General features: G+C 61.3%; 23 protein-coding genes. 14 read left to right on the plus strand and 9 right to left on the minus strand.

All coding sequences use genetic code 11. The annotated features are described in order from the left end of the window. Positions 1-216 precede the first annotated feature (216 nt). Complete coding sequence (gene serA, locus AC3WR3_RS03350; RefSeq protein WP_139436667.1) at positions 217-1,449, plus strand: phosphoglycerate dehydrogenase; 1,233 nt, start codon at positions 217-219, stop codon at positions 1,447-1,449. Positions 1,450-1,533: 84 nt separating this feature from the next. Here the strand turns inward: serA and AC3WR3_RS03355 are convergent, their stop codons facing one another. Further along, the gene (locus tag AC3WR3_RS03355; protein WP_404836697.1) at positions 1,534-1,914 is read right to left on the minus strand and encodes a diacylglycerol kinase; all 381 of its coding nucleotides are present in this window, start codon (positions 1,912-1,914) and stop codon (positions 1,534-1,536) included. Positions 1,915-2,055: 141 nt separating this feature from the next. Here AC3WR3_RS03355 and AC3WR3_RS03360 point away from each other — a divergent pair, with 141 nt between their 5' ends. Further along, positions 2,056-3,120 (plus strand): 3-deoxy-7-phosphoheptulonate synthase, encoded by a 1,065-nt coding sequence (locus tag AC3WR3_RS03360; protein WP_268424530.1) that lies wholly within the window; start codon positions 2,056-2,058, stop codon positions 3,118-3,120. Between the two features lie 177 nt (positions 3,121-3,297). Here AC3WR3_RS03360 and AC3WR3_RS03365 read toward each other — a convergent pair whose 3' ends face one another. The 3 genes from AC3WR3_RS03365 to AC3WR3_RS03375 form a co-directional block, all read right to left on the minus strand. Then, on the minus strand, positions 3,298-4,083 hold the full coding sequence (locus AC3WR3_RS03365) for an ATP-binding cassette domain-containing protein (protein WP_492291174.1): 786 nt from the start codon (positions 4,081-4,083) through the stop codon (positions 3,298-3,300). Beyond that, entirely contained in the window at positions 4,070-5,077 is a 1,008-nt protein-coding gene (gene btuC / locus AC3WR3_RS03370; RefSeq protein WP_202046068.1) for a vitamin B12 ABC transporter permease BtuC, read from the minus strand. The genes AC3WR3_RS03365 and btuC overlap by 14 nt, the downstream gene beginning before the upstream one ends. An 87-nt stretch (positions 5,078-5,164) precedes the next feature. Then, the gene (locus AC3WR3_RS03375) at positions 5,165-5,914 is read right to left on the minus strand and encodes a substrate-binding periplasmic protein (RefSeq protein ID WP_492291175.1); all 750 of its coding nucleotides are present in this window, start codon (positions 5,912-5,914) and stop codon (positions 5,165-5,167) included. 112 nt (positions 5,915-6,026) lie between these two features. Between AC3WR3_RS03375 and AC3WR3_RS03380 the strand changes: the two genes are divergently transcribed. The 3 genes from AC3WR3_RS03380 to glgC all read left to right on the plus strand — a co-directional run bounded on the left by AC3WR3_RS03380 (position 6,027) and on the right by glgC (position 9,107). Further along, positions 6,027-6,383, plus strand: a complete 357-nt coding sequence (locus AC3WR3_RS03380; protein ID WP_042654692.1) for a DMT family protein — start codon at positions 6,027-6,029, stop codon at positions 6,381-6,383. Positions 6,384-6,438: 55 nt separating this feature from the next. Further along, positions 6,439-7,578 carry a type IVa pilus ATPase TapW gene (gene tapW / locus AC3WR3_RS03385; protein ID WP_106886444.1) on the plus strand — a complete coding sequence of 380 codons (1,140 nt, stop codon included), beginning with the start codon at positions 6,439-6,441 and terminating at the stop codon, positions 7,576-7,578. 257 nt (positions 7,579-7,835) lie between these two features. Then, a complete protein-coding gene (gene glgC, locus AC3WR3_RS03390) occupies positions 7,836-9,107 on the plus strand; it encodes a glucose-1-phosphate adenylyltransferase (protein WP_139436656.1) in 1,272 nt (423 codons plus the stop codon). A gap of 102 nt (positions 9,108-9,209) precedes the next feature. Here the strand turns inward: glgC and AC3WR3_RS03395 are convergent, their stop codons facing one another. The 3 genes from AC3WR3_RS03395 to AC3WR3_RS03405 are packed head-to-tail and all read right to left on the minus strand — an operon-like array spanning position 9,210 to position 11,990. After that, complete coding sequence (locus AC3WR3_RS03395; RefSeq protein WP_139436654.1) at positions 9,210-9,452, minus strand: FeoC-like transcriptional regulator; 243 nt, start codon at positions 9,450-9,452, stop codon at positions 9,210-9,212. 43 nt (positions 9,453-9,495) lie between these two features. After that, positions 9,496-11,766, minus strand: coding sequence for a Fe(2+) transporter permease subunit FeoB (gene feoB / locus AC3WR3_RS03400; RefSeq protein WP_492291176.1), 2,271 nt, complete (start codon positions 11,764-11,766; stop codon positions 9,496-9,498). Then, positions 11,763-11,990: a FeoA family protein gene (locus AC3WR3_RS03405; RefSeq protein WP_171273620.1), complete on the minus strand. Its 228-nt coding sequence runs from the start codon at positions 11,988-11,990 to the stop codon at positions 11,763-11,765. The genes feoB and AC3WR3_RS03405 overlap by 4 nt, the downstream gene beginning before the upstream one ends. A gap of 120 nt (positions 11,991-12,110) precedes the next feature. Here AC3WR3_RS03405 and AC3WR3_RS03410 point away from each other — a divergent pair, with 120 nt between their 5' ends. The 7 genes from AC3WR3_RS03410 (at position 12,111) to AC3WR3_RS03440 (ending at position 17,378) form a co-directional block, all read left to right on the plus strand. Next, positions 12,111-12,440, plus strand: coding sequence for a translation initiation factor (locus AC3WR3_RS03410; RefSeq protein ID WP_454009392.1), 330 nt, complete (start codon positions 12,111-12,113; stop codon positions 12,438-12,440). Positions 12,441-12,696: 256 nt separating this feature from the next. Beyond that, positions 12,697-13,254, plus strand: coding sequence for a TMEM165/GDT1 family protein (locus AC3WR3_RS03415; RefSeq protein WP_247626520.1), 558 nt, complete (start codon positions 12,697-12,699; stop codon positions 13,252-13,254). A gap of 207 nt (positions 13,255-13,461) precedes the next feature. After that, positions 13,462-14,400, plus strand: a complete 939-nt coding sequence (locus tag AC3WR3_RS03420; RefSeq protein ID WP_454009393.1) for a DUF2157 domain-containing protein — start codon at positions 13,462-13,464, stop codon at positions 14,398-14,400. Beyond that, complete coding sequence (locus AC3WR3_RS03425; protein ID WP_319914223.1) at positions 14,393-15,400, plus strand: DUF4401 domain-containing protein; 1,008 nt, start codon at positions 14,393-14,395, stop codon at positions 15,398-15,400. The genes AC3WR3_RS03420 and AC3WR3_RS03425 overlap by 8 nt, the downstream gene beginning before the upstream one ends. Further along, positions 15,397-15,894, plus strand: a complete 498-nt coding sequence (locus AC3WR3_RS03430; RefSeq protein WP_492291177.1) for a GDYXXLXY domain-containing protein — start codon at positions 15,397-15,399, stop codon at positions 15,892-15,894. The genes AC3WR3_RS03425 and AC3WR3_RS03430 overlap by 4 nt, the downstream gene beginning before the upstream one ends. A 218-nt stretch (positions 15,895-16,112) precedes the next feature. Continuing rightward, complete coding sequence (locus tag AC3WR3_RS03435; protein ID WP_265437570.1) at positions 16,113-16,823, plus strand: substrate-binding periplasmic protein; 711 nt, start codon at positions 16,113-16,115, stop codon at positions 16,821-16,823. 300 nt (positions 16,824-17,123) lie between these two features. After that, positions 17,124-17,378 carry a hypothetical protein gene (locus tag AC3WR3_RS03440; RefSeq protein ID WP_041204490.1) on the plus strand — a complete coding sequence of 85 codons (255 nt, stop codon included), beginning with the start codon at positions 17,124-17,126 and terminating at the stop codon, positions 17,376-17,378. Positions 17,379-17,563: 185 nt separating this feature from the next. On the opposite strand, the gene AC3WR3_RS03445 is transcribed toward AC3WR3_RS03440, so the two are convergent. After that, the gene (locus AC3WR3_RS03445; RefSeq protein ID WP_139437392.1) at positions 17,564-17,851 is read right to left on the minus strand and encodes a hypothetical protein; all 288 of its coding nucleotides are present in this window, start codon (positions 17,849-17,851) and stop codon (positions 17,564-17,566) included. Positions 17,852-17,982: 131 nt separating this feature from the next. Further along, entirely contained in the window at positions 17,983-18,996 is a 1,014-nt protein-coding gene (locus AC3WR3_RS03450; RefSeq protein ID WP_202046078.1) for a sensor domain-containing diguanylate cyclase, read from the minus strand. A 1,412-nt stretch (positions 18,997-20,408) separates the two neighbouring features. Here AC3WR3_RS03450 and AC3WR3_RS03455 point away from each other — a divergent pair. Both AC3WR3_RS03455 and AC3WR3_RS03460 read left to right on the plus strand, forming a co-directional pair. Continuing rightward, a complete protein-coding gene (locus tag AC3WR3_RS03455; protein WP_492291178.1) occupies positions 20,409-21,755 on the plus strand; it encodes a DarT ssDNA thymidine ADP-ribosyltransferase family protein in 1,347 nt (448 codons plus the stop codon). After that, a complete protein-coding gene (locus AC3WR3_RS03460; protein WP_492291179.1) occupies positions 21,752-22,882 on the plus strand; it encodes a macro domain-containing protein in 1,131 nt (376 codons plus the stop codon). Before AC3WR3_RS03455 ends, AC3WR3_RS03460 begins: the two co-directional genes overlap by 4 nt. The last annotated feature ends 443 nt before the right edge of the window (positions 22,883-23,325 follow it).

A 23,325-nucleotide genomic window follows, 5' to 3' on the forward strand; every position in this document is an offset into this window, starting at 1 on the left:
CCCATTATTGTCCCCACGAATGGACAACGGCGCCTGATGGCGCCGTTTCTATTTATGGCTCAATGGGTTGCACCAGGCAGGCTGCAAAAAACGTTGATAACTTCAAAGAATTTGACTTTCGTCACAAATATTCCCTCTCCCAAACGTTTTTGCTACTTTACGGTTTTCTTCACACCGCAAGCCTGAACGCATTTTTCAAACAATAGAGGGAACGTCATGACAGCCAAGTTTTCGCTGGACAAGGATAAGATCAAAGTACTGCTGCTGGAGGGGGTGCATCCCAACACGGTAGAGACCTTTCGGGCAGCCGGCTACACCAATGTCGAGTATCTGAAGACCTCACTGTCGGAAGAGGATCTGATCGAGCGCATTCGTGACGTGCATTTCGTGGGCCTGCGTTCACGCACCCAGATCACCGAGAAGGTGCTGGATGCCGCCGGCAAGCTGGTCGCCATCGGCTGCTTCTGCATCGGCACCAACCAGGTCTCCCTGGATGCCGCCCACGTGCGCGGCATTCCCGTCTTCAACGCCCCCTTCTCCAACACCCGCTCCGTGGCCGAACTGGTGCTGGGGGAGATACTGCTGCTGCTGCGCGGCATCCCCGAGAAGAACGCCAAGTGCCATCGCGGCGTCTGGGAGAAGCTCGCCAACCGCTCGGTGGAAGCCCGCGGCAAGAAGCTCGGCATCATAGGCTACGGCCACATCGGTACCCAGCTTGGCATCATCGCCGAGATGATCGGCATGAAGGTCTACTACTACGACATCGAGAACAAGCTCTCGCTGGGCAACGCCATCCAGGTGCCAAACCTGGTGGAGCTGCTCAACATGTCTGACGTCATCAGCCTGCACGTACCGGAGACCGCCTCCACCAAGGATCTCATCGGCGCCGAGCAGCTGCGCATGATGAAACCGGGCGCCATCTTCATCAACGCCTCCCGCGGTACTGTGGTGGACATCGATGCCCTGGCCGACGTCATCAAGAGCGGTCACCTCTCCGGCGCCGCCATCGACGTCTTCCCGAGCGAGCCCAAGTCCAACGACGAGGAGTTCCTGACCCCGCTGCGCGGCCTGGACAACGTGATCCTGACCCCCCATATCGGCGGCTCCACCCAGGAGGCCCAGGAGAACATAGGTCTGGAAGTGGCCAACAAGCTGGTCAAGTACTCAGACAACGGCTCCACCCTCTCCGCCGTCAACTTCCCGGAAGTCTCCCTGCCGGGCCACAAGGGCTCCAGCCGCCTGCTGCACATCCACCGCAACCAGCCCGGCGTGATGAACCAGATCAACCAGATCTTCGCCGACGAGGGGATCAACATCGCCGGCCAGTACCTGCAGACCAGCAGCGAGATCGGCTATGTGGTGATCGACGTGGAAACCGAGCACAGCGAGAAGGCGCTCTCCCGTCTCAAGGAGATCAACGGCACCATACGTGCCCGGATCCTGCACTGATGTCCTGAGCCCGGCGCCAGGCCAGCAAAAAGCCCGTCTCGATGACGGGCTTTTTTATGTCAGGAGAAAGGTTGCTCTCGCAAGCTACCACCAGCCCAGCAGATTGCGGCCAATCAAGGCGCCCCACACCAGGGCATTGAGGGCCAGGGCGATGAAGACGGCGGCGGAGCCGAGATCCTTGGCGCGCCCCGACAGCTCGTGATGCTCGGAGCCGATGCGATCCACCACCGCCTCTATGGCGGAGTTGAGCACCTCGACGATCACCACCAGCCAGCTGATGCAGATGAGCAGCAGGATCTCGTTGAGGGAGTTGCCGAGCCAGCCGGCCAGCGGCATCAGCAGCAGAACAAGCACCAGCTCCTGACGGAAGGCCGCCTCGTTAATCCAGGCCGATTTGAGACCCTTCATGCTGTAACCGGTTGCGTTGATGATGCGGGTAACCCCGGTCGCGCCTGGCTTTGCCACGATAACTACCTCATTTGAAATGGCTTTTAGGCTCACATCCTATCAGAGCCTCCCAAGGTTTCCATCGGGGGATTTTTGCTTTATTTTATCCCCTTGCATTTTGGCATCCCGCCCCCCTTATTCACTCGAGAATAGAGTCGTATGTCCATTCACACCGATGAATTGCGCACCCGTCGCCTGGAGTCCCTGATCACTCCGAGCGAGCTGGCGCACGCCTTCCCGTTAAACGACACCGTCGCCCAGAATCTGCTGGATGCCCGCCACGATGTAGAAGCCATTCTGGCCGGTGAGGATCAGCGCCTGCTGGTCATCGTCGGCCCCTGCTCCATCCACGATCCCGCCGCCGCCCGCGAATACGCCCAGCGCCTCAACACCCTGCGCGAGCAATACAAGGAGAGCCTGTGCATAGTGATGCGCACCTACTTCGAGAAGCCGCGCACTATCGTCGGCTGGAAGGGGCTGATCAACGATCCCCGCCTCGACGGCAGCTTCGACGTGAATGAAGGGCTGAAGCTGGCCCGCCAGCTGCTGGTGGACATCAACGAGATGGGCATGCCCACCGCCACCGAATTCCTCGACATGGTGACCGGCCAGTACATCAGCGACCTCATCACCTGGGGCGCCATAGGCGCGCGCACCACCGAATCCCAGGTGCACCGCGAGATGGCCTCCGCCCTCTCCTGCCCGGTGGGCTTCAAGAACGGCACCGACGGCAACACCCGCATCGCCATCGATGCGGTGCGCGCCGCCCGCCACAGCCACATCTTCTACTCCCCGGACAAGGACGGCAAGATGACCATCTACCGCACCGCCGGCAACCCCTATGGCCACGTGATCCTGCGTGGCGGCCACAGGCCCAACTACGACACCGCCAGTATCGACGAGGCCTGTGAAGCCCTGGCCGACGTGGGCCTGCCCGAGCGCCTGGTGGTGGACTTCAGCCACGGCAACAGCATGAAGGATCACCGTCGCCAGCTGCTGGTGGCGCAGGATATCTGCGATCAGCTGCGCCGCGGCCGCACCGGCATCGCCGGCATCATGGCCGAGAGCTTCCTGGTGGAAGGGCGTCAGGACGTGGAGAACGGCTGCGCCGTCACCTTCGGCCAGAGCATCACGGATGCCTGCCTGTCGTGGGAAGACACCGAGACCCTGCTGGCCATGCTGGCCGAAGCGGCGGCTGTGCGTCTGAGCAAACAGCTGGTTTGAACAACTAAACGTTCTGCTCAGCGATACAAAGGGCCAGACATCCCGGATGTCTGGCCCTTTGATTTTCCCGGTAAACGTTGAGTCTCAGGGCTTGTTAGCCGCTTCGCGCTATCCAGCCCGGGCACTCCTTCTCCCTTCTCCCCTCGCGGGAGAAGGGTCGGGGATGAGGGGGCAGCCTCACAGGCTCGGCATAAACCAGGTGCGGCCGGCCGCCTCGACGCGATCCGTCTTGATCTGGAACACCCGCTCCAGCAAGGCTTCGTCGATGACCTCCACGCCCCCCTCGCTCACCACCCGACCCTGTTGCAGGCAGAGGATGCGATCCGCCCAGTCGATGGCCAGGTTGATGTCGTGGATGGCGATCACCACCAGCAACCCCTGCCCGGCCAGCTGCTTGAGCAGCCGCAGCAGGGCCAGCTGATGGTGCAGATCCAGTCCCGCCAGGGGCTCGTCCAGCAGCAGCACCCGCCCATCTGTGTTGAGGCCTGGCCACAGTTGCAGCAGGGTGCGGGCGATCAGCACCCGCTGCTGCTCCCCGCCGGAGAGACGGCTGAAATCCCGCGCCAGCAGGGCATCCAGCTCCAGCGCGGCGCAGATCTCGGCCACCGCCCTGCCCTGTGCCTCGGGCAACCCCTCCTCATCCAGTCCCAGGCTCAGCACCTGGAACACCGGAATATGGAACAGCTGGGGCTGACGCTGGGGCAGCATGGCGCGGCGCCTGGCAAGCTCCGGCCAGCTCAGGTCAGTGAGCACTTCCCCTCCCAGCAGCACGGCCCCTTCGGCGGGCAGAATACCCGCCAGGGCGCCGAGCAGGGTCGACTTGCCGCTGCCGTTGGGGCCAAGCAGGGCCACCAGCTGGCCCCCCGCCCAGGCCAGATCCAGGGGGGCGAGCCGCGCGGGGATCCCGAGGGCCCGCGCCTCCAGCAGCCAGAGGGGATCGGGGGAGGTGTTAACGGGAGACATCGGCATCTTGCCTCAGCAGCAGGTAGATAAAGAGCGGCGCCCCGACCGAGGCGGTGATGACGCCTATGGGCAGCTCACCAGCATGAAGGGCCGAGCGCGCCACCAGATCGGCGCCGAGCAGCAGGGCGCCGCCCCCCAGCGCCGAGGCGGGCAGCAGGAAGCGCTGATCGCTGCCGCCGCACAGCCGCAGCAGGTGAGGCACCACCAGGCCGACGAAGCCGATGACACCGCACAGGGACACCGCCACCCCGGTGAGCAGGCAGACCGCCAGCACCAGCCGCACCCGCATGCGGTCCACGTTCATCCCCATCAGCCTGGCCTGGGTCTCCCCCAGCAGCAGCTGTTGCAGCGCCCGGCCCTGCCAGCAGAGCCAGCCGAGGGTCAGCGGCAGCACCAGCCACCACCAGGCGAGCTGCTGGCTGCCATAGGAGAGGCTGCCCATCATCCAGAACATGAATTCCCGCAGGGAGCCGTCGTCGGCAAAGTACATCAGCCAGGTCATGGCCGCATTGGTGAGGATGCCGATGGCCACCCCGAACAGCAGCAACCGGGTGTGGCCGAGCCGGGCCCGGCGCGCCAGGTGGATGAGCAGCATGGTCACCACCAGGGCGCCGCCGAAGGCCGCGAGGGACAGCCCCCAGCCCGGCAGGTAGACCCCGAGGGACCTGGCCACCGCCATCGCCACCATGGCGGCGAGGCCAGCCCCGCTCGAGACGCCGAGCAGGCCGGGTTCGGCCACAGGGTTGTGCAGCATCACCTGCAGCACGGCGCCGCCACAGGCGAGTGCCGCCCCCGCCAGCAGGGCCAGCAGGGCGCGCGGCAGCCGCAGCTCCAGCAGGATGCGCAGCTCCAGCTCCCCCAGGGGTTGCCAGGGCAGCAGCACGAACTCCCCCAGGGCAAGGGAGAGCAGGAAGAGAGAGAGCACGAGCAGCGACAGGGCGAGCAGCCAGTGGCGCTGCCAGCGCTGCTGGCGGTGGATGAGAGCGAGATACACGCGGGATCCCCGAAATGAGACAGGTGCCGCCCCCGAACCGGGGGCCAGCAGGAAAGCTGCATGATAACAGCGCGTTACCACCCAAGGTCAAGGCTGGTAAGGCTTGGCCAGCGTCGCTATCTCGCCGCTCTCCACCATGGTCTGCAACGCCTGCGCCAGTGCAGGCCCGAGCGCATGGTGGGGTGAGTGCTTGCTCATGCCCAGGTAGAGCACCACGGGGTGGGGCGGGCGGTAGTTCGCCTTGATGAGGCCGGCGTCGTTGCGCTGGCTCAGGGCGTAATCCACCTGGCAGTCGGTGCCTATCATCAGGGGCAGATGACCCCGCTCCACCATGCGCTGCAACTGATCCTCGGTTGGCACCCCGTGCTTGTCGAGCTGGCCGTCGTCGTCGAAGGGGGCGAAATAGGCGGAGTTGAGCACATAGCCTATCTCCCTGCCGCGCAGATCCTCGTAGGTTTTCAGGGTGGCCACCGCCGCCGCCTTGCCGTAGAAGGCAGGCCTGCACTGGTAATAGGCCGGTTGCAGGTAATCGATGAAGGCCGCCCGCTCTTGCGTGTGGGCCAACCCTATCATCAAGTCCGCCTGACCTGTCTGCATCTGCTTGAGTGCCCGTCCCCAGGGCACCCGCTTGAGGGTGAGCACTATGCCGCTGCGAGCCTGCAGCTGGCGCAGAATGTCGATATCCAGACCATGGAACTCGTCGTTCTGCGCGAGCATGCGAAACGGGGGCCAGACATCGGTCACCACCGTCAGAGTTGGCGCTCCGTTCGCCATCGCGGTAACGGGCGTCATACAGGCAAACAACAGACCAAGCACTCCCCAGCTTGTCTTGCCCATCCAGTTTCAACCTTCTGTTGCCACATCCTTGTGGGTTAAAAATACCCTCAAGCCCCACTTATGGAAACCCGTGGAGTCGAGATAAAATGCATTGATTTCAAAGGAGAACCTAATGAACCCTATCATCACCAGTATCGGTCTGCTGATCTGCAGCAACGTCTTCATGACCTTCGCCTGGTATGCCCATCTCAAGAGCATGAACCACAAACCCTGGATCATCGCCGCCCTGGTGAGCTGGGGGATCGCCCTGTTCGAGTACCTGCTGCAGGTGCCCGCCAACCGCATCGGCCACACCGTGCTGACCGTCGGTCAGCTCAAGATCCTGCAGGAGGTGATCACCCTCACCGTGTTCGTCCCCTTCTCCATCTTCTATCTGAAGGAGGACCTGAAGTGGGACTACCTCTGGGCCGGCCTGTGCATCCTGGGCGCGGTGTTTTTTGTGTTTCGCGAGAAACTGACCGGTGCCTGAGGCTGTACACTCAAGCACATTGCTCCCCCTATTTCTTTGAGTGACGAGGCAACACATGGAATTGCGAGACATGCTACAGATCCTGGCCAAGCAGGATGGCTCCGACCTCTATCTCTCCACCGGCGCCCCCCCCTGCGCCAAGTTCAACGGCGCCCTGCGCCCCCTGAACGAGGTGCCGCTCGAGCCGGGCGAGGTGGCCAGGATAGCCGCCGAGCTCATGGACTCGGAGCAGAAGCAGCAGTTCGAGAAGGAGCTGGAGATGAACCTCGCCATCTCCCTGCCCCAGATAGGCCGCTTTCGGGTCAACATCTTCAAGCAGCGCAACGAGGTCTCCCTGGTGGCGCGCAACATCAAGACCGAGATCCCCCGCTTCGAGGACTTGAAGCTCCCCCCCGTGCTGCTCGACACCATCATGGAGAAGCGCGGCCTGGTGCTCTTCGTCGGCGGCACCGGCTCTGGCAAGTCCACCTCGCTCGCGGCCCTCATCGACCATCGCAACCGCAACAGCGGCGGCCACATCATCACCATCGAGGATCCGGTGGAGTTCGTCCATCGCCACCGCAAGAGCATCATCAACCAGCGGGAGGTGGGGGTGGATACCCGCAGCTTCCACGCGGCCCTGAAGAACACCCTGCGCCAGGCGCCGGACGTCATCCTTATCGGTGAAATTCGTGACCGCGAGACCATGGAACATGCCCTGGCCTTCTCCGAGACCGGCCACCTTGCCATCTCCACCCTGCACGCCAACAACGCCAACCAGGCGCTGGACCGCATCATCAACTTCTTCCCCGAGGAGCGCAGGCCCCAGCTGCTCAATGATCTTGGCAACAACCTCAAGGCCTTCGTCTCCCAGCGGCTGGTGAAGACCACGGACGGCGGGCGCCGGGCGGCGGTGGAGGTGATGCTCGGCACCCACACCATTCGCGATCTCATCAAGCGCGGCGAGTTTGGCGGCCTCAAGGAGATCATGGAGAAATCCAGGGCCCTTGGCATGGTCACCTTCGACAGCACCCTGTTCGATCTGGTGGTGGAGGGGGTGATAGACGAAGAAGAGGCGGTCAAGAACGCAGACTCCCAGAACAACCTGCGCCTCAAGATAAAACTCTGGCGCGAGAAGGGGCAGATAGGCAACAGTGCGGCGGCCAGCGGCTGGAGCCTGGAGCCCACCAAGGATGATAACAACGATCTCTTCTAGTCAGGCGCGCCCCCTCCCCCGCCATACCCGGCCGCCGTCGCGGCCGGGTGTTCAACAAGAGCACGGCGGGTCCCTCTCCCTTCGCGCTGCGCTCTGCCCTTTATTCGACCACACCGAGCCCTCCCCTGATGGGCAATGGCGCGCGCTCACATAAATGACAAAAAAATCAGTTTGAATCCCCACCCGGGTTGAAAACCCTTTCAAGAAGGCCTCAAAGGAGGCACCATTGAGGAGGTATATCAATAAAGGGGTATTCAATGTTGTTACAACCAGCCAACACAGCAAGGTCCAGACAGTTATTGAACGAGACCATGGCGTTGGTGTTAGCCGGGGGGCGAGGCAGTCGGCTCCAGCAGTTGACGGACAACAGGGCAAAACCGGCCGTTCATTTTGGCGGCAAGTTCCGCATCATCGACTTCGTCCTCTCCAATTGCATCAACTCCGGGATCCGCCGGATCGGCGTGGTCACCCAGTACAAGTCCCACAGTCTGCTGCGTCACCTGCAATCGGGCTGGTCCTTCCTGCGCTACCAGATGAACGAATTCATCGAGCTGCTGCCGGCCCAGCAGCGCATTGACGAGGTCAGCTGGTATCGCGGCACCGCCGATGCGGTCTACCAGAACATGGACATCATTCGCGAGCACGGCCCCAAATATGTGGTGGTGCTGGCGGGGGATCACATCTACAAGATGGATTACGCCGCCATGCTGCTCGATCACGTCAACCTGGGCAGCCGGGTGACGGTGGCCTGCATCGAAGTGCCGCGCCAGGAGGCCAGCGCCTTCGGCGTGATGGCGGTGGACGAGAGCCGCAGGATCAACGCCTTCGTCGAGAAGCCCGCCGACCCGCCCGCCATGCCGGGCAAACCCGACACAGCGCTGGCCTCCATGGGGGTCTATATCTTCGACGCCGACTACCTCTATCAGCTGCTGGAAGAGGATCTCGCCAACCCGCAGTCCCACCACGATTTTGGCATGGACGTGATCCCGCGGGTGGTCAAGGAGGGCACCGCCTATGCCCATCCGTTCAGCCTCTCCTGCGTCGGCTGCTGCCCGCAGAAACGCCCCTACTGGCGCGATGTGGGCACGGTGGACTCCTTCTGGGAGGCGAACATGGATCTCGCCTCGGTGACCCCCGAGCTCGACATCTACGATCAGGACTGGCCCATCTGGACCAGCCAGAAGATGACGGCCCCCGCCAAGTTCGTGCAGGATCAGAACGGCCAGCACGGCATGACCATCAACTCCCTGTTCGCCGGCGGCACCATAGTCAGCGGCTCCTTCATCGTGAGCTCTGTGCTGTTCAACAACGTGCGGGTCGACTCCTTCTGCACCCTGGATCAGGCGGTGATCTTCCCCGGGGTCGAGATAGGGGCCGGTTGCCGGTTGCGCCGGGTGGTGATCGACAAGGGTTGCCGGTTGCCGGAAGGGCTGGTGGTGGGGGAGAACGCCTGCGAGGATGCCCGCCGCTTCTATCGCTCCGAGCAGGGCATAGTGCTGGTCACCCAGGCGATGCTGGCCAGGCTGTGATGGCCCAGCAACCCTCCCGCCATGTCGGCAACAGACAAAAAAAAGAGACCCGCCAGTGGCGGGTCTCTTGTTGTCAGCCGACACTCTCTGGCGGCAATGCGCTCAGCGCTGCTGTACCAGGCCGATCCGGCCGGGTTCGCACCACTCGAACATCACCTCCTCGCTCTTGCCGCAGCAACTGCCGCCGCACACCCGGGTCTCCCGCTTGGTGACGCGGCCCTTGCGCATCCAGACGCCAAGCATGGCCTCCACCGCATCCTCCGAGGTGTGGAAGTGGCGGGCCAGCTCCCGCCGGCTCACCCTCTGCTGCGCCGCCAGATAATCACCCAGCTCTCGCAATATCATGGCGTGACCTCCTCTTGATGGGAACATCCCCTCGCTTGCGCCCTCACAGAGTCACCACCTTGCGGGCGACTATGTCCCCGTGGCGGCGACCGAACCACCACAGCAGCGCCAGGGAGAGCCCGTAGCTCAGGGTCCAGAGCAGGCTCTGCTCGGGGTGAGCGGCAAAGGTCGCCAGCTGGTAGAAGAGGGTGGCGCACATGAAGGCCATGTAGTTGCACCAGGCGGCGGTGAACAGGGCCCACTGACGACCGGTCTCCCGCACCAGGGCGCCCATGGCGGCGGCACAGGGCATGTAGAGCAGCACGAACAGCAGGTAGGCGAAGGCACCGGCCGCCCCGTCGAAGTGGGTCTGCATGTTGCCATAGGTGGAGGTATCCACCTCCTGGGCCTCGGCGGCCGCCTGCTGATCGGCCAGCTCCCCGACCTTGAGCCCCATGGGATCGGCGGGGTCGATGTCCGCCAGGTTGGCGGGAATGGTGGCCAGCGCCTCCTTCAGGCTGCCGAGCAGGGAGTATTCACTCTCCTCCTCGTCACCGGCGCTACCGGCATAGAGGCTGTTGAGGGTGGCGACCACCGCCTCCTTGGCGAAGATGCCGGTGAGGATGCCGACCGTGGCCTGCCAGTTCTCCTCCCGTATCCCGATGGGGTGCAGTACCGGGGTCACCGACTGGCTGCTCTTGCTCAGCACCGAGTCTTCCTGATCCTGGTTGCCGAAGCTGCCGTCGGTGCCCAGCGAATTGAGCACGCTCAGCACCGCCACCATCAGCACTATGGTCTTGCCCGCGCCGAAGATGAAGCCCTTGAGTTTTTGCCAGGTACGCAGCCCCACGTCCACCGGACGGGGCCACTCGTAGTCCGGCATCTCCATCACCATGGAGTCGCTCTTGCCCGGCAGCAGGGTGCTGCGCAGGAAGAGGCCGGTGAGCACCGCCACCAGTATGCCGAGCAGGTAGAGGCCGAACACCAGGTTCTGGCCCGATGCGGGGAAGAAGGCCACCGCGAACAGGGCATAGACCGGCAGCCGGGCGCCGCAGGACATGAAGGGCGCCATGGCCGAGGTCATCAGCCGCTCGCGCTCCGACCCCAGAGTGCGGGTCGCCATCACCGCGGGCACGGTGCAGCCAAAGCCCATCAGCATGGGGACGAAGGCCTTGCCGGGCAGCCCGAGGCGGCGCATCAGGGCATCCACCACGAAGGCGGCGCGGGCCAGATAGCCCGAGCTCTCCAGCACGGCGAGGAACAGGAAGAGGCAGCCCACCACGGGGATGAAGGTCGCCACCGTCTGCAGACCGGCGCCGACCCCGTCAGCCAGCACGGCCCCCAGCCAGTCGGGGGCCGACGCCAGCCCCAGCAGGTGGTGCACTCCGTCCACGAACAGGGCGCCCCCCAGGATGTCGAAGAAATCGATGAAGGCGCTGCCCACCTTGATGGCGAACATGAACATCAGGTACATCACCAGCAGGAAGAAGGGGATGCCCACCCAGCGGTTGAGCAGCACCCTGTCCAGCCGTTCGCTCTGGGCGACGGTGAGCTTGTCCTGATGGCGGCACGCCTGCTGGCACCAGTGGTGGATGTGGCCGTAGCGCAGATCTGCCAGTTGCAGATCGATGTCCTGGGCGTGGTGGGCGCGGCTCACCACGTTGTCGGCCGCCGCCTGCTGACCCGCCGCCAGCGTCTCCTGCATGGCAAAGTCCTCCTCCAGCAGGCGCAGGGCTCGGCCGCGGTCACTGAGGTGGTGAGGGGCGAGCAGGGTCTCGAGCTCGGCGATGTCGGCTTCCAGCGGCTGACCGTAATCGAGCACCAGGGCGGGCTGGGGCTGGCCGATGAACTGGTGGATCTGCTCCTTGAAGGCCGCCACCTGCTGGCGATTGTGGGCCGAGAGCGACACCACCGGGCAACCGAGCGCCTGGCCGAGCAGCCCCTCGTCTATGGTGATGCGGCGCTTTTGCAGCAGATCCATCTTGTTGAGCACCACCACCATGGGCAGGCCCAGCTCCCGCAGTTGCAGGGTGAGATAGAGGGAGCGCTCCAGGTTGGCGGCATCGATGACGTTGAGCAGCAGATCCGGCTGCTGGCCCTGCACGAAGCGACTGGCGATCTGTTCGTCCAGGCTCGCCTCCTGATTGGCCAGGGAGTAGATACCGGGCAAGTCCATCAGGGTGTAATCCTGCCCCTTGGCGGAAAACTCGCCCATCTTCTTGTCGACGGTGACCCCGCTCCAGTTGCCCACCTGCTGGCGGGCACCGGTCAGGGCATTGAACAGCGAGGTCTTGCCGCTGTTGGGGTTGCCTACGGTTACCAGGGAGTAGTTCATACCGGTTCGACCTCGATTTGCTGGGCCAGGCTCTTTTGCATGGAGAGGCAGATGCCCTGGCACTGGATCTGGAGCGGATCCCCCAGGGGGGCCGCCCGCAGATAGAGGATCTCGGTCTGGGGCAGGAGCCCCATCACCATCAGCTTGCGTCGCAAGGCACGGCCAAGCTGGTTCATGTTCTTGATACGAGCACGCTGCCCCGGCGACAACTCTGTGAGTACCATGACGGGCTCCTGAAGTTAAACAAGAATAATTCGCTTTTAGTGGGGAGGATTATAAGCTGTGCCCTCAACATTTATTTGCGTAAAATCAAACTCCGCTTAGCTAACCGACAAAGTATTGCCATGAGTCACGACAACAACAGCCGCCTGGTCTACAGCACGGACGGCGGCATCATCAAGGAATCCGCCCCCACCCAGAGCGCCTCCCCCTTCCCCGCCGACGGGGTCGTGCGCATCCGCCGCGAGACCAAGGGACGCAAGGGCGCTGGTGTCATCACCATCCACGGCGTGCCGGCCGAACAGCAGAAAACCATCGCCACCCTGCTCAAGAAGAAGTGCGGCACCGGCGGCGGCCTCAAGGAGGGGATCATCGAGATCCAGGGGGACAAACGGGACCTTATCAAGGCCGAGCTGGAGAAGGCCGGCTTTCAGGTCAAGCTGGTGGGCGGCTGATCCCCCTGCCACACGCCTTGCTTCGGAGGACGTTTTTCCCTAGAATGCCGGCTCCCATCGAGGGGGAGTAGTCTCGCCACGGGTGCCAACCCGGTGCGCGATCCTGATCAACATACTTGGTGCCAACTCACCATGGTCAGGGTGATCCGGGCAATGCCGGATTTGACAAGACCTTTGACGGGCCAGTGCCAATACCGGGGACGGATGGCGCAGGCTTGTCTCTGGTTTATAACAATTCCGTCCCCCGGTCATTTTTATGGAAGCCTTGTTAACCTCAACCCTGAGCGTGGCCATCGCCGAGATCGGCGACAAGACCCAGCTCCTGGCGTTGCTGCTCATCTGTCGTTTTCGCAAACCCTGGCCCATCATCGCCGGCATGCTGGTCGCCACCCTGCTCAACCATGCGGGGGCCGCCTGGATAGGGGAGTTCATCAGTCGCTGGATGGATCCCAAGGTGATGACCTGGCTGGTCGCCGGCGCCTTCATCGCCATGGCGGTCTGGATCCTGGTGCCGGACAAGATGGAAGATGAAGAGAGCTCGCTCGACAAATACGGCCCCTTCATGGCCACCTTCGTGCTCTTCTTCATCGCCGAAATCGGCGACAAGACCCAGATAGCCACAGTGCTGCTGGCGGCCAAGTACGACTCCCTGACCCAGGTCATCGCCGGCACCACCCTCGGCATGATGCTGGCCAACGTGCCCGTGGTGCTGCTTGGCAAGCTGGGAGCCGACAAGCTGCCCCTCCAGGGGATCCGCATCGCCTGCGCCATCCTCTTCGTGGGCCTGGGCGCCAGCACCCTGATCTTCGTCTGACCCACCAGCAACGAGGGGACGGGATGGGCGTGAGCACCCATCCATATCCCCGTCTGCCCGTCATCAGAGCCCCCTCCTCCCGGTCGGGGCTTTTTTGTTACTCATGCCCTGCCCCTGTCGCATCAGCGCCACCGGGGTCTGCCCCGGGACGCGGCGCCGTGCCATAATGCCTTATCTCTCAGGCACGACGGCTTCAGGAGCCTCGCCATGCACCTCACCTCAAGACAGACCCTGCTCGACTGGGTCAGACGCGGTCGTCTCCCCCGGGAGTCATTGCCCGCCGCCCTCGCCCTGTGCGATCTCCCCCCGACCTCGGTGCGCTGGCAGTGGCTGTTCGACAGGCTGCTGCTCTGGCTCGGCTGCCTCTGCCTGGGGGCGGGCCTGGTGTTCTTCGTCGCCTTCAACTGGCAGGCCCTGGGCCGTCTCTCCCGCCTCGCCCTGCTGGAGCTGCCCCTGCTCGCCATGCTGCTGGTGCTCTGGCGCAAGCCCCTGGCCGACACCCCGCGCCAGGCCCTGCTGCTGGCCCTGGCCCTCAACATAGGCGCCCTGCTGGCCCTGGTGGGTCAGACCTACCAGACAGGTGCCGATCCCTGGCAGCTCTTCGCCACCTGGGCCCTGTTGCTGCTGCCCCTGGCGGCGCTCGGCAGGAGCCCCCTGCTCTGGACCCTCGCCTGGCTGCTCGGCCAGCTGGCGCTGGTGCTCTACTGGCGCCTCGGCCTCATCGACCTCTTCTTCTCCTTCGATGAGGAGGCCCTCGGCTGGTGCCTGACCCTGCTCAACGCCGCCCTCTGGGGGGCGCTCATCCTGGCCCCCGCCCGGCTCGCGCTCATGCCCTCCTGGCTCCCGGGGCTGGCCGCCGGGCTCGGGGTCACCCTGCTGGCCCTGCTGGCGCTGTTCGATGCCGCCTCCCCCTGGGTCTGGCCCGCCTGGCTCGCCTGGCTGGGCGCCGCCTACCTGCGCTGGCACCACAGATTCATCGCCGGGCTCGCCATGGGGTGCCTGAGCCTTATCGCCGTCACCCTTGCGGCGCTGGGCAAGTGGATGGAGCCGGACATGAACGGCTTTTTGCTGCTATCCCTCATTGCCATAGGTCTCTCCGTGATGGCCAGCCGCTGGCTGCAACAACAACGGAGGCAGCATGTCTGATCTGAGCCCTTGGGAGAGGCTGCGGGCCGCCCATCTGGTGGAGGGCGACGCCCCCCGGGACGAGCAACCGCACTGGTCGAGCCGTTTCCTGCTCGGCATGGTGGGCTGGCTGGCCGCCCTCTTCCTGCTGTTCTTCCTGTTCATGGCCTTCGAGAGCCTGGTCCGCGAGCCAAACCACGCCCTCGTCATGGGCACCCTGCTGATGGCCGCCGCCCTCGGCCTCAACCGTCTGGCCCGGCGCAGCGATCTCTGGGATCAGTTCGTGCTGGCACTCGCGCTCGCGGCCGATGCCTGGCTGCTCTATGGCCTCATCGACCAGATTGACCCCCACTCGGCCCCGCTCTGGCTGGGACTGGCCCTGCTGTCGCTGGCCATCGCCGCCCTGTTCGAGCACTGGCTGGTTCGCCTCTTCCACAGCTTCGCCGCCGCCATCCTGCTGACCATGGGGCTCGCCTGCCTCGGCCTGCAACTGCTGGCCCTGCCGCTGGTGATGGCCGCCCTCACCTTCTGCTGGCTGCAGGCCGAGCGCGACCCAGAACGCCATTCGCTCTATGAATCCCTCACCCTGGGGCTGGCACTCTCCCTGCTGGTGCTGGGGCGACTGCACCACCCCCTCTGGGATGGCGGCACCAGCGCGCTCGACGAGCTCGGGCTCTCCCGCCTGCCACTCTGGCTCAATCCCCTGCTCTGCGCCGCCCTGCTGCTCGCCGTCATGGTGAAACTGAAACTGCCGTTGCTCTACGGCCTGCCCCTGGTGGTGATCAGCGCCATCATCCCCGGCATGGGGGCCGGCGCCCTGGTGCTGGTGCTCGGCTTCTATGCCGGCAGTCTCGGGCTCATGACCCTGGCCGGCCTGCTGCTGCTCGGCTTTGGCTCCCTCTATTACTACGATCTCGGGCTGACCCTGATGACCAAATCCTGGCTGCTGCTGGGCTCGGGGGCCCTGCTGCTCGGCACCCGCCAGCTGTTGAAAATCCTCGGCAAGGAGATCGCCTCATGAGACGCTTTGCCCTATTGCTGACCGGCCTCGCCATCCTGGTGGGCATCAATGTCACCGTCTGGCGCTTCGAGCACGCCATCAGCAGCGGCGAAACCGTGCTGCTGGAGCTGGCCCCGGTCGACCCCCGCTCCCTGATGCAGGGGGATTACATGCGCCTGAGCTATGCCCTCGCCCGCCAGCTGGGGAGCCCGCACCAGGAGGGCGCCGCCACCCAGACCCTGGTCATCCGCCTCGATGAACAGCAGGTGGCGCAGCGCGTTGAGGGGCGCGCCCCCGACGCCCTGGCACCGGACCAGCGCCTGCTGCAGGCCCGCTGGCAGCAGGGCCAGTGGTGGATAGGGCCGGATGCCTTCTTCTTCGAGGAGGGGACGGCCGCCCAGTACGAGCAGGCGCGCTATGGCGAATTCAGGCTACAACCGGACGGCGCAACCCTGCTGGTCGGCCTGTGCGATCAGGCCCTCAAGCCCATAGGCCATACCCGTCCGGCCTGGTGATGGCGCGCGCTGTCGCCCCCCCCCTGTTGCGCCACGCCCTGGCACGACAACGGCGATGGCTCGCCCCTTCGGGTGGCGAAACCCCGTGGCTTGGCAACACTTGAAGCTGGGCACTCGGCAGCAGGACGGTCAGGATGAGAACAGGGATAGGAAGGATCAAGGGCAGGAGAGCCCTCTTGGCCACACTTTTAGCCACACTCTGGGGCGGGCCGGGGGAGATGGGGCAGGCCAGCGCCAGCCCGGCCCTTGGCAAGCTTCACTACCTCACCGAAGAGTACAAACCCTATAACTTCACCGGGGAAGATGGCACCCCCAGCGGCTTTGCCATCGAGCTGCTGCACCAGGTGTGGCAGAAGACCGGCACCCCGCCCCAGGCGATCAGCATCCTCCCCTGGGCCCGGGGCTACTACCTGCTGACCCAGAAGCCCAACGTGGTGCTCTTCACCACCGCCCGCACCGAGGCGCGGGACCCCCTGTTCAAGTGGGCCTGCCCCATCGGCTATGCCGAAATCGTGCTGATGGGGCTGGCCAGCCATCCCCTCAAGCTCACCCGGCTGGAGGATGCCCAGCAGCACACCATAGGGGCCGTACGCGCCGACGTAGGGGAGCAGCTGCTGCTCAACAGCGGCTTCGACGAGCAGAAGATAATGACCGCCAACCGCCTCTCCCAGGCGCTGCGGATGCTTACCTCGGGCCGGGTCGACCTCATCTCCAGCAACAAGGCCACCCTGATGGATCTCATCCAGGCCCAGCAGCTGGATCCCGCCCTGTTCGAGGTGCGCTGGGTGCTGAGTTCGGAGCAGTTCTGCTTCGCCTTCAGCCATCCAGTGGACGATGCCCTGGTCAAGGAGTTCCAGCACGGCCTGACCCAGGTGCTGGCCAGCAGCGAGTTCCAGCGGATCCAGCACAAGTACTTCCCGGCGCCCTAGTGCCCTTCGATGCCAGCAGAGAGGCCCGCATGGGCCTCTCGCTTACTGGGCCGGGCTCCCCTTGCTCAGCCCCTCCCTTGCCCGCCAGCCGCTTGAACTCCCTCACAAACACCATTGAATATCAGGTACTTGTCACCACAAGGGGTGACGTGGAGCGCCCCGGGCCCGTAAAATGGCGCCGGGAGTCTGTTGGCCCTCTTGTCGGGCAAGGGGCTCTCTCCCAACGCCCCGGCGCCCATGGCACCGGCATCTCGTTTGAACAGCTCAGGATTAAACATGCAAGGCACAGCGAAGTGGTTGATGAGTATCTCGGTTTGCGCCCTGCTGATGGCGTGCGGCGGCGACAAGACCACGGGCAAGGCCTGTCTTGGCGCCAACAATGACTCTCTGGTGGAGGGGATGCAGGACAAATGCAAGGCGGGTGACACGGTTGCCACCAAGCACCCGGCCTATTTCTGCGACTTCAACTACGCCGTCGCCTACAACAGTTACAACTCCGCCATCTGCGTCTACTCGGGGGCATTGAAACCGGAGCGCACCACCGAGAAGTCATGACCCGGGCAACCCCGCCTGGGGTTGCCATTAGGCAGCGGGGTGAGTGGCCCGAATCTTGTGGCTCTGACCATTCGGGCCAAAATCGGGACTTTGGCCCGCTATTTGACCCGCATCAGACGGTGGCGCTGCCCACCGAGCTCCAGCTGGACCACCTGGGAGCGGGCCATGGCATCGACCCGGGCCATCTATTTGACCCGCATCAGGCGGTGACACTGCCCACCGAGCTCCAGCTGGACCACCTGGGAGCGGGCCATGGCATCGACCCGGGCCAGCATCTCGGCGCTGTAGCCCTTGCGGTGCATCCACTGCATGGGCTCCTCGAAACTGCCTTCGTTGACGATGAAGGTGTCGGTGTAGGCATCCTTGATGATGCTGACCACCCAGATGCGCTGCTGAAACTCACAGATCTCCGCAAAGAGGGTGGCCACTTTCGCCGCCAGGGCGCGGTAATGGCCGATAACAGGGTTTGCCATGGTAGAGAGTGCCTGTGTTGAGGGAGACGCATCCTAGCATCCCCGGCGCGGGGGCAACAATGCGCGGCATCAAGGGCGCGGCGCCTGGCCTCACTCCCATGGGTCGGGGCGCCCGGGATGCCAGGTGCCCCTCACCCCAGCGCGCGGCGCTGGCGCTTGACTTCATACATGCGCGCATCGGCCTGGCGCAGGGCCTCGTCGACGCTGGTGTGCGCAGGGTCGACCGCCACCACTCCCACGCTGGCCCCTGGGTAGTGCAGCACCCGGGACTGGATCGGCAACTGCAGCACGCTCTGCTCGAACAGCCGACGCCCGAAGCGCCGCACCGCCCCCTCGACCGTCTCCTCCCCCGGGATAGGGCCCATGCCCACGGCGACGAACTCATCGCCCCCCATCCGCGCCAGCATGTCGCCACTGCGCAGGGCCGAGCCCAGCTGACGCGCCATGGTGGTGAGCAGCCGATCCCCCGCCTCGTGACCGTGGATGTCGTTGATCTGCTTGAAGCCATCGAGATCGATAAAGGCGATGAGCACAGGGTGCCCGGCCCGATCCGAGAGGGAGAACAACCGGGTCAGCTCCTGCATCAGGGCCCGGCGGTTCGGCAACCCGGTCAGGGGGTCGCAGAGGGCCTGGCGCGACAGCTCGTCGTTGGCCCGCTGCAACTGCTGTAGCAACTGCTCCCGCTCCACATGCTCGGCGATCAGCCGGGCGAAGAAGCCGATGAGCTGCTCAGAGCCCGCCACCATGGGCTTGCGCTCGGCGCTGGCGGCACACAGGGTGCCATAGAGGGAGCCGGACGAGGTGCGCACCGGGCTGCTCAGATAGGTGCGAATGCCCATGATCCTGGCCGCATCCGAATCGCCCCAGCACTCGGCCACGTTGTCGGTAAACAGGCGTCCCTCGTCGATGGCCCGCCGGCACAGGGTATCGCTCCAGTCCACCGCCGCCCCCTCCGGGATCTGCAGCCCGGCCACGTTGCGGGCATAGCGAATATGCTGGGTGCTCTGCCCCTCATCGATCTCGGTGAGATAGGTCGACTCCAGCCCGGTCACCGCCTCCAGCATCTCCAGCAGGGGCCGGGTCAGGCTCTCCAGATCCCGCGCCTGGGTGACCCGCTCCGACAGGGTCTGCAATATCTTGTCCATGCCGCTCTCCACTACCTGCATGTGATGGGCGACCACCTTAGCCAACTCGGGGCACGCCAGACAAGTGCGAGAAAGGGGTAGGCCGGGGAAATACCACCCCGTTCACACTTTGGCGCGCCCCCCGCCAGGGCCTGTGGCCCCGCCCCACCCCGGGCGTGGGGCCATAACTTTGAACCAGCGCAAAAAACCTGTCGATTCTGACACTTGAGTCAGCAATATCCATGGATCGGGCCCCCTCGGCTCCGTAGGATGGGGGTGGGTGCCCGTTGGCCCCTTTTTATATGCCAGGGTCAGCGGCGCATTGTGGTAGCGACAGCCAGGGGCGGCAGCGACGGAATTTGGCCGGCTTCCCGGGTCTCGGCGGATGCCAGACCGGCATCCCGCGCCTCGGCAAGGGGCGAGGATTCCATCCTCGACGGGGTTTCCGACGGCCCCGGGACAAACAGGGTCGAGTAGCGAAGCGTAATCGTCCGCGGTAACAGTTCCCCTCTCCCCATGCGGGAGAGGCGTAGGGTGCAATAAGCGGAGCGCATTGCACCACGGTAACAATCCCCTCCCCCCAACGGGAGAGGCGTAGGGTGCAATAAGCAGAGCGCATTGCACCACGGTAACCGTTCCCTCGCCCCTTGGGGGAGAGGGCTAGGGTGAGGGGTCGAGTAACGTCATTACCTTGAGGGATGTCGTTGGCCGTAGCATCGGCAAGGCTTCGCCATGCAGGACGCGAGGACTCCGTCCTCGACGGGGTTTCGCCGCCGCTGCGCGGCTTGGCGAGTGACTTTTCTTTGCGTGGCCAAAGAAAAGTCACCAAAAGAAAGGCCACCCCCACTTGTTCGCCCTCCTGCGTCGGGTTCCCTCGGTTCACCCGCTTGTCCCACTGCACACGCCGATGGGCTTTGACCTCCACCATCCCTGGCGTCGGTCAAAGTCCGCTGCGGACATCCTTGTCCTTGCGCCAAACCGGGCCGAGCGCTGCTCGCCCAATTCCGGTTTGGCCCATGGCCCAGCGGCGCTCGCTCGGCGTCCTGCCTCGCGGCCTGGACAAACGGGCTCACCTCGGCGAACAACAAGGGGCAACCGCGAACCTTCAGCACCGAGGCAAGTTAAAAGTACCCTGTGCTATTCGGGGCAACGATCTGGAGAGTTGTTATCTCTGATCCGGCCCTTGCCAGCCCTATTGCGAGACCAAATTGTCACCCCTATGCAACAAACGCCATCGACATGGTTTCATAGAAAAAATCATTATGAGTACAACGGCAAGCGGTACATATCCCTATCGGGGAGCGGTTTTATATTGAAGGACCGATAGTGAATGCTTTGTAGTGATAACCACCTTATTTCTCGAACGTCCGATTACGCTTCACTAATCTAATCTCTAGCCCGTTTATTGAAACACTGAAAAGGATAACGAATAAATGGCAGTTCCAGATAAATACAGACATCGTAATGCATATCACTTTACATCTATAGAGAATCTTGAATCCATTATTGATAACGGACTTTATTCAACAAATCAGAAGAATGCTCGGAACATAAACCATGTAAACGTTGCAGAGGAAGGTATACAGAGGCGTCGGGCACAGATGCAAGTGCCCGGTGCGGGGGGGCGTGTCGTACATGATTATGTGCCATTTTATTTTGCTAAGAAAACACCAATGCAGTTGGCTGTTCTTCATAAAAAAAATGTGGATCAGCAGTTCATTATCTACTTTTCAGTTCCTCTATTTCTGCTTGAAACAAGACTAGGCGCATATTTTACCAACGCATCAGCGAACACAGTGATTCCGCCGACCTTCCATTCTGGAAATAATAATGCGGAGCAGCTTGACACATTGGATTGGCAAACTATCGACTGCAATGGATGGAGTTATATTGACGAGAATCAGAAACATCGAAAGATGGCAGAACTTTTGCTACCAGACCATGTGCATCTGAATGAAGTCAATCAGATTATAACATGGAACAAATATATATCAGAACAGGTAAGACTGATTTTTAGAAATAAAGGCGTTGCCGCACCAAATGTTGTAGAGGGTGGTGGAGAACATTATTATTGTCAGCCAGGAAACTGGAGTTGCTCTTTGGTGACAGGTCCTATTGTCCTCAAGAGTTTATTCGAACAGGTCGTTACTGATGTAGATTCTCATCCAAGACAAGGGATACCTAAATTCCAGAGTTTAGGGCATACCTTGCATGCTGTTCGAACCAACTTCGGAGCAATAAAGGAACTAGAGGATATTAATGGTTTGATTGCAAACTACGGTCCTCATCGTGGAGATGTTGGCGCTCATAGTAGGCGTGTTGCCGATCTTATTACGAACTCTCATGAGTACCACCAGTTAGATGCTACTCATCGTGAGATCTTGGAGCTGGCCGCCTACCTACATGATATAGGCAAAGGGCCAAAAACTCGCTGGCCCAATAACATTATGAATAAGGCTGATGAGGAACATCCTAGAAAGTCCCTGCCCATGTTGAAACGAATTTTAACGGAGGATTTACCCGTATTGCCTACCGATCTAGTTCGGAAGATTGTGATGCTGGTTACCTATGATGACTTATTGGGTGAAATCGTGGCTAAAGGGAGGAACAAAAGCCAATTATTCGATATAGTAACCTCTCCAGAAGACATCAATATGTTGGTGGCTCTGAGCAAGGCTGACATTGGTTCTTTTAATAATATTTGGTTGATGCAAGTCTCTGGTGAAATTGATAACCTGAGGAATGAAGCGCTCCAAAATTTGCAAGGTAACGGTTCATGATTGAATTTGTATCAGGAGATTTTTTCGAATTTGATGCCGACATTATGGTCAACACCGTTAACTGTGTAGGCGTAATGGGCGCGGGTGTCGCGCTTGCATTTAAGAAACGATTCCCCGAAATGTTCAATGACTACGTAGTACAATGCAGCTCAGGAATTATTCGACCAGGTTCGCCTTCAGTCTGGATTCAAAAAGACATGATCTCGAAGGAAATAGAGATAATAAACTTCCCTACAAAGGATCACTGGAAGAAACCATCTGAATATCATTACATTGATGATGGGTTGAAATGGCTTTCCACTTACCTAGAAAATAAAAGTGGAAAAGTGGTTACACTCCCAGCATTAGGCTGTGGTCATGGAGGATTAGATTGGAATAGAGTACGAGACATGATTAGTGACAGGTTGGAAAATTCACCTGCACACATATACGTATTTGAGCCTTATGATTCTATTAAGGCTGGTCTTGTCGAAACAACATTATCTGATTACGAGAGACTTCTTAATCCAGTGGAAGCAGGCGTTATAAAAAATTCGACCGATGAATATCCGAAAAACTTGCAACACTATACAAAAAAAGATTTATATTACTATCCCAAAAATAAAAGAAAATTTACGTACGACTTTTCCATTATCTGTAGTACTAAGCCAAAGGAAAGTGAAATTAACACTGTACGTAATTTCATTGAATTTTGTGTTCAGGAAAAACACAGTGTTTTGTTAGGTGGAACTGCTTTTGAGAAAAAATTAGCTTTTGAATTTTCTGCTAAAGGCTTAGTCTGTGGATGTTTCCTGCCATCTGGATTCTATGAATCTGTAAAAAAAATATCGTCAGCAAAGCAACAGAAAAAACCAAACTTGCTTTCAATTGGCAATCCTGTAGTAGGTTTTGATAAAAAGGAATTCCTGCCTTCTGTTTTTGCGAGAATGCATATTTCTAATAAAATTATATTTTTCTCCAGCAAGATTGATTGGTTACAAAAGCATAAAAGAAAAATCACTTGGTCATCACTAGATACATATTATTATGTATCCGAAAACAGCTCTCCCGAAGATGAAGCTGCTGCATTAGAAATTGGAGCAAAGCGATTTAACTTTTATCTTCAGCTACGTAACTATTTTGAATGAAATCAATCATGACATGTAAAATCTTTATAAAATCCATCACGAACCACAAATAAAAACTGCAGCCCTGAGCTGCTGTTTTTATTTCTATTTCCCTGACACATTTTAACTCAAGCCAAAACCCTATTTCCCCACCCCCTTGCTCTACCCTCCCCTTTCAGCGAAAAAGGCAGTCAACATGCAAGCTAAAGCCACGGGCGGGCACAGTATTGGTTCCCCCTACAAACCGCCGAGTACGAGTTCAACGGGTCAGGAGCGCCATCAGGGATGATGGCGCAGCCGCAGCCGGCATATGGGCCAAATCGGATCAGGGCGAGCACAGCTCGACCCCGATTTGGCGCGAGAACAGGGAGGTTCGAAGCGGGCTTTGGCCGAAGCCAGGGATGGCGTAGGCCAAAGTGCCGTCTGCGGCGCTCCGTCCGACCCGTTGAGCGAGACGAGGGAAC

Source organism: Aeromonas sp. EU05-FHT14A05, from assembly GCF_058791175.1.

Bases quoted from the DNA above. Each gene is read 5' to 3' on its own strand.
- feoB (WP_492291176.1), bottom strand. From the start codon at position 11,766: ATGAACTACTCCCTGGTAACCGTAGGCAACCCCAACAGCGGCAAGACC.
- AC3WR3_RS03430 (WP_492291177.1), top strand. From the start codon at position 15,397: ATGAGACGCTTTGCCCTATTGCTGACCGGCCTCGCCATCCTGGTGGGC.
- AC3WR3_RS03415 (WP_247626520.1), top strand. From the start codon at position 12,697: ATGGAAGCCTTGTTAACCTCAACCCTGAGCGTGGCCATCGCCGAGATC.
- AC3WR3_RS03365 (WP_492291174.1), bottom strand. From the start codon at position 4,083: ATGTCTCCCGTTAACACCTCCCCCGATCCCCTCTGGCTGCTGGAGGCG.
- AC3WR3_RS03455 (WP_492291178.1), top strand. From the start codon at position 20,409: ATGGCAGTTCCAGATAAATACAGACATCGTAATGCATATCACTTTACA.
- AC3WR3_RS03405 (WP_171273620.1), bottom strand. From the start codon at position 11,990: ATGGTACTCACAGAGTTGTCGCCGGGGCAGCGTGCTCGTATCAAGAAC.
- serA (WP_139436667.1), top strand. From the start codon at position 217: ATGACAGCCAAGTTTTCGCTGGACAAGGATAAGATCAAAGTACTGCTG.
- AC3WR3_RS03460 (WP_492291179.1), top strand. From the start codon at position 21,752: ATGATTGAATTTGTATCAGGAGATTTTTTCGAATTTGATGCCGACATT.
- AC3WR3_RS03420 (WP_454009393.1), top strand. From the start codon at position 13,462: ATGCACCTCACCTCAAGACAGACCCTGCTCGACTGGGTCAGACGCGGT.
- AC3WR3_RS03425 (WP_319914223.1), top strand. From the start codon at position 14,393: ATGTCTGATCTGAGCCCTTGGGAGAGGCTGCGGGCCGCCCATCTGGTG.
- AC3WR3_RS03395 (WP_139436654.1), bottom strand. From the start codon at position 9,452: ATGATATTGCGAGAGCTGGGTGATTATCTGGCGGCGCAGCAGAGGGTG.
- AC3WR3_RS03450 (WP_202046078.1), bottom strand. From the start codon at position 18,996: ATGGACAAGATATTGCAGACCCTGTCGGAGCGGGTCACCCAGGCGCGG.
- AC3WR3_RS03380 (WP_042654692.1), top strand. From the start codon at position 6,027: ATGAACCCTATCATCACCAGTATCGGTCTGCTGATCTGCAGCAACGTC.
- AC3WR3_RS03440 (WP_041204490.1), top strand. From the start codon at position 17,124: ATGAGTATCTCGGTTTGCGCCCTGCTGATGGCGTGCGGCGGCGACAAG.
- AC3WR3_RS03435 (WP_265437570.1), top strand. From the start codon at position 16,113: ATGGGGCAGGCCAGCGCCAGCCCGGCCCTTGGCAAGCTTCACTACCTC.
- tapW (WP_106886444.1), top strand. From the start codon at position 6,439: ATGGAATTGCGAGACATGCTACAGATCCTGGCCAAGCAGGATGGCTCC.
- AC3WR3_RS03410 (WP_454009392.1), top strand. From the start codon at position 12,111: ATGAGTCACGACAACAACAGCCGCCTGGTCTACAGCACGGACGGCGGC.
- AC3WR3_RS03360 (WP_268424530.1), top strand. From the start codon at position 2,056: ATGTCCATTCACACCGATGAATTGCGCACCCGTCGCCTGGAGTCCCTG.
- glgC (WP_139436656.1), top strand. From the start codon at position 7,836: ATGTTGTTACAACCAGCCAACACAGCAAGGTCCAGACAGTTATTGAAC.
- AC3WR3_RS03375 (WP_492291175.1), bottom strand. From the start codon at position 5,914: ATGGGCAAGACAAGCTGGGGAGTGCTTGGTCTGTTGTTTGCCTGTATG.
- AC3WR3_RS03445 (WP_139437392.1), bottom strand. From the start codon at position 17,851: ATGGCAAACCCTGTTATCGGCCATTACCGCGCCCTGGCGGCGAAAGTG.